Raw genomic sequence first — 3,734 nt, forward strand, 5'->3', positions numbered from 1 at the left:
AAAGGGCGAGAGGCTACGCGAGCGGATCGAGGAGCAACTCGCCGACGTCCAGAATAAGCCGCGTCTTGTCCGTTCATTCTTCGACGCTCCATCTGTCGCCTATATTTCCGACTGCTGAGTAACTTGCAAGCGTGCCACTACAAGGCAATTTGCATCAACGTCCCGACCTCGGTTGGGGGACGGTTGAGTTCCTGCGAGTGCATGACGGCAGGCGGCAGGTCAGAAAGGTTGATTGGCGCGAAGCCGAGGCGCGCGAAATAGCCGGATGCGGTCTTGGTCTGCAACACTATTGATGCGACCCCTTGCTGCCGGACGTCGGCCACGATTGCGGACAGCAGAAGCTCGCCGAGACCTGCAGACCTTGCGCGCGGCGCAACAGCCAGTCCTCGAAGAAGTCCCGTTGTCCCATAGCGTTCCAGGCCGGCACATCCGAGAAGCCCGGCATTGTCGCGGACCATGATGTAATGGGTGATATGCTCGCGTACCCCCTCGACGCACAGTGAGGAAGCACGCAGGAGTGCCTCAACCTCAGGCCAATCCTTCTCAGTCGCATAGCGGGGACGCATGACATATTCCTTCATGCAAAGTTCGTCCCTTCATCCTACTTTTGCCAGGACGCTTCCGCCCGTAGGGATTCTTCTTAAGTAGATTTGCTATCTCCCGGAAGCGGTCTGGCTGGCATATCGGGAAAACAACATTTTTGCTCTTCAGAGGAGTCTTCTTGCGATCGTATGCGAGCGCGAAGTCTCTTGCATGCGCCAGCCGGTGGCCTGACATGCGAGAGGCCGCCCAACGTATCGCTGTTGGGACAGCGGAAACTGACTAGTCCCAGATGAGCGTGGCCTCTTGCAGCAAATGACCAGGCAGGATGTAATCGCCGTGCTCGATGGCGAGTGCCTCGAGTTCGCACAGACAGTCCTCGGATAATGCCGTCATGTCGAACCGGCAGTAGAGGTACCGCTGTCGGAATGTGAGTTTTTCTCCCCGGAGCCCTCGGGCTAGTGCATCTGCAGACTCCACACAGACATGTTCGATGGTTCGAAACTGTACGACGATGCCCCGCCGTTGCCCAAGTCGTCCGAGTTCGAGCGCGTCTTCCCACGCGGTTTCATAGTCTAGATCGACAGTACTATCTACGCGCGAACTGATGTGCTCAAGCGCGCTTGCTCGGTCACGTGCGACGTATACGCTCATAGGGGAGTCTCCCCGATGGGTTCATTGTGGAGGAGAATATATTCCGAAATAGGAGGCAGGGCAACCCAACGCAGGCGCCAGCCGCAGCCTGAACGCATCAGATATCGTGGGCATCGGAAAATGGCCCATTCTGATTGCGCCGGGGGCATCGGCGAAGAAGCCCGGCAGACGCAGATGAATATCCGCACCACGCTGGAAGCCTACGGGCTCAAGCTCGGCGATGTGGCCGAGCGCACCATCATGCTGGCGGATACGGGCGAGTGGCAGATGTTCAACGAGGTCTACAAAGGCTTCTTCGGGCCGCGTTATCCGGCGCGCAGCCCGCTGGGTATCAATGGCCTGGCGCTGGGGGCGCGGGTCGAATTGGAGTGCATGGCGGTCTTTGCCAGCTGAGCGCTGCCCGGCGTACTGGTCATCAGCAAAATCGCGTATGCTTCGCCCTGCCTCCCGCGGGCGCAGGAAGGTCTTGCGTCCGTAGTTTCCCCAATGCACTGCCTCTGCGGTGGGATTGCCGGTCTCCACGTGTCACGGCTAGCCTTGCAGGGTGCAATGCCAGCTTGATTGGGCACACGCACATGACCGCATTTCCTACAGGATCCCGACCTGTCACCGGCCACGGTAAATCCTGTATCTCCACGGCTGACAAATGCTAAACCTGGACTTGCGCTCCATGTCGGCGATGACGGGAATGATCAATATCGCCCTGGGCATCATCCTGTTGGCCTTTCGCCGCGCCTATCCTGGCTCCATCAAAGGGTTGCTGCCCTGGGCGCTGGCACCGATGCTTTGCGCGGCTTCCACGGCCTTCTATGCCATGGACGGGCAGTGGCCGGCCGCGCTCGTCGCGCTCGGCGGTAACGCGCTGCTGCTTGCGGGCTGCGCCCTGTTCTACTTCGGCAGCCAGCGCTTCTACGGAGTGCCCTGCACTTGGAAATGGTGGCTCGCCCTGGGCATTGGCTGCCTGGCTGGCATCACGTGGTTCCTGCTGGTCCAGCCCGACTACCGGATCCGCGTGTTGCTGCTGACCACGGTGCTGGCGGCAATATGCCTAACCCATGCGCGACTGACCAGGCAACACGGCCGAGGTTTTGCGCCGCGCTTCATGGCAGTTGTCCTCGCTTTCCAGGGGCTGGTCCTCCTGATGCGGGCAGCGACGACGCTTTTCCAGGATGCCGTCGATACTCCGCGGTTTTCCCCTTCCGCTATTCAGACCACGTACATTGCAGCGTATTGCTTCGCATCGCTGTTCGTCTGCGTTGGCCTGCTCTTGACCGTGAGTGAGCGGTTGCGTGCGCAGTTCGAGTACCTGGCACAGCGCGATGACCTGACGGGGGTACTAAGCCGCCGGGCCGTGCTGCACGCAGGCAGTAGTGAACTGAAGAACCGGAGCGGCAGCGGCCAGCCACTGTCGTTGCTGCTAATGGATATCGACCACTTCAAGCGCATCAATGACCAGCACGGACACCTGGTGGGTGACCGCGTGCTGGCTCATTTCGCACAAACCGTGGGCCGGGCCCTGCGCCACACGGACTATCTCGGCCGTTTTGGTGGTGAAGAGTTTGTCGTGCTGCTGCCGCATACCGGCATGGAGGCCGCGCTTGCCGTGGCCGAACACGTGCGGCAGGCAGTGGAGCAGCAATCGGCCATCGCGGGGCAGCCCGCCTGCACGGCAAGCCTGGGGTTGGCCAGCATCGAGGCAGGGGAAGCGACCCTTGACGAATTGCTGGCGCGGGCCGATTCGGCGCTGTATCGCGCCAAAGCTGATGGGCGCAACCGTGTTGAGGCAGGCTGAGCCAGGGCTCCCTCAATCTAACGAGCGCCGGTCACTTGCCCGCGGTTGCCTGCACGCTGAAGTGAGCTTTTTAGGGAGCTTCGCCGATTTACGTGGAAGGGCTGATGCTGGTCTGCTTGGGTGGTGGTTGCGGATGGTGTTGGCTGTTGAAGCGAAGCGCACAAAATTAGTCAGTACGGCCTTGTGGCACCGGGGTTTCGGCGAGAATCACACTGCGTTTCTGCACGATAGCGTGCATCACGTGACGAAAAAGGGGGAATCCCGGAAACCGCACCAGCATTGGCTTTCAGCCCGCTGCAATCATTTAACATAAGGTTAATTATGCGAGAACTGGATGTAGCGGCAAAGTTGTAATGTCCGGTTTCAGCAAAGTTGAAATGTCCGCCTGAGGCGCCCGTTCGTGGTATTCAGCCTGCCCGGTTGAATGCATAAAGGGACGCCCGGCGATGGCTGGAACCGAGGTCATTACAGTAAGCATGCGTGAGTTAGACAGGCTCAAGACCGTCCAGGCGGTCGTGGATGGTCAGTTGCGGCCCGGCGTGGCCGCCGAACGGTTGGAGATCACGGACCGGCAGTTCCGGCGGCTGCTGGAACGCTATAAGCAGGAAGGCCCGTCCGGGCTAGTCCGAACTTTGACTTCTCGAATAGCCGGAACCTGCATCGGCGCTGGGTTTCGGCCATTTTTTGGGGCTATTGTGTAGCCATGTAAATTAGTATTTATCTATTGTGTTTCAGCAGTTTTGTGCTT

General features: G+C 59.6%; 5 protein-coding genes and 1 pseudogene. 4 read left to right on the forward strand and 2 right to left on the reverse strand.

Translation table 11 applies throughout. The features are described from left to right. Window positions 1–118, forward strand: a pseudogene (locus DN412_RS44325) (IS630 family transposase); the annotation flags it as partial. A 19-nt stretch (window positions 119–137) separates the two neighbouring features. Here DN412_RS44325 and DN412_RS42410 read toward each other — a convergent pair. Both DN412_RS42410 and DN412_RS42415 read right to left on the reverse strand, forming a co-directional pair. After that, window positions 138–581 (reverse strand): GNAT family N-acetyltransferase, encoded by a 444-nt coding sequence (locus DN412_RS42410; protein WP_115216934.1) that lies wholly within the window; start codon window positions 579–581, stop codon window positions 138–140. 241 nt (window positions 582–822) lie between these two features. Continuing rightward, on the reverse strand, window positions 823–1,194 hold the full coding sequence (locus DN412_RS42415) for a PHA-granule associated protein 4 (RefSeq protein ID WP_115216935.1): 372 nt from the start codon (window positions 1,192–1,194) through the stop codon (window positions 823–825). Window positions 1,195–1,314: 120 nt separating this feature from the next. On the opposite strand from DN412_RS42415, the gene DN412_RS42420 reads away from it, so the two are divergent. From DN412_RS42420 to DN412_RS42430, 3 genes are all read left to right on the forward strand, one after another. After that, on the forward strand, window positions 1,315–1,587 hold the full coding sequence (locus DN412_RS42420; protein ID WP_244223107.1) for a RidA family protein: 273 nt from the start codon (window positions 1,315–1,317) through the stop codon (window positions 1,585–1,587). A gap of 295 nt (window positions 1,588–1,882) precedes the next feature. Further along, a complete protein-coding gene (locus DN412_RS42425) occupies window positions 1,883–2,986 on the forward strand; it encodes a GGDEF domain-containing protein (RefSeq protein WP_244223108.1) in 1,104 nt (367 codons plus the stop codon). Between the two features lie 476 nt (window positions 2,987–3,462). Beyond that, entirely contained in the window at window positions 3,463–3,687 is a 225-nt protein-coding gene (locus DN412_RS42430; protein ID WP_244223109.1) for a helix-turn-helix domain-containing protein, read from the forward strand. The last annotated feature ends 47 nt before the right edge of the window (window positions 3,688–3,734 follow it).

Origin of the sequence: Cupriavidus lacunae (genome assembly GCF_003353055.1) — a bacterium.
Classification (GTDB): domain Bacteria; phylum Pseudomonadota; class Gammaproteobacteria; order Burkholderiales; family Burkholderiaceae; genus Cupriavidus; species Cupriavidus lacunae.

Bases quoted from the DNA above. Each gene is read 5' to 3' on its own strand.
- DN412_RS42425 (WP_244223108.1), top strand. From the start codon at position 1,883: ATGATCAATATCGCCCTGGGCATCATCCTGTTGGCCTTTCGCCGCGCC.
- DN412_RS42415 (WP_115216935.1), bottom strand. From the start codon at position 1,194: ATGAGCGTATACGTCGCACGTGACCGAGCAAGCGCGCTTGAGCACATC.
- DN412_RS42410 (WP_115216934.1), bottom strand. From the start codon at position 581: ATGAAGGAATATGTCATGCGTCCCCGCTATGCGACTGAGAAGGATTGG.
- DN412_RS42420 (WP_244223107.1), top strand. From the start codon at position 1,315: ATGGCCCATTCTGATTGCGCCGGGGGCATCGGCGAAGAAGCCCGGCAG.
- DN412_RS42430 (WP_244223109.1), top strand. From the start codon at position 3,463: ATGCGTGAGTTAGACAGGCTCAAGACCGTCCAGGCGGTCGTGGATGGT.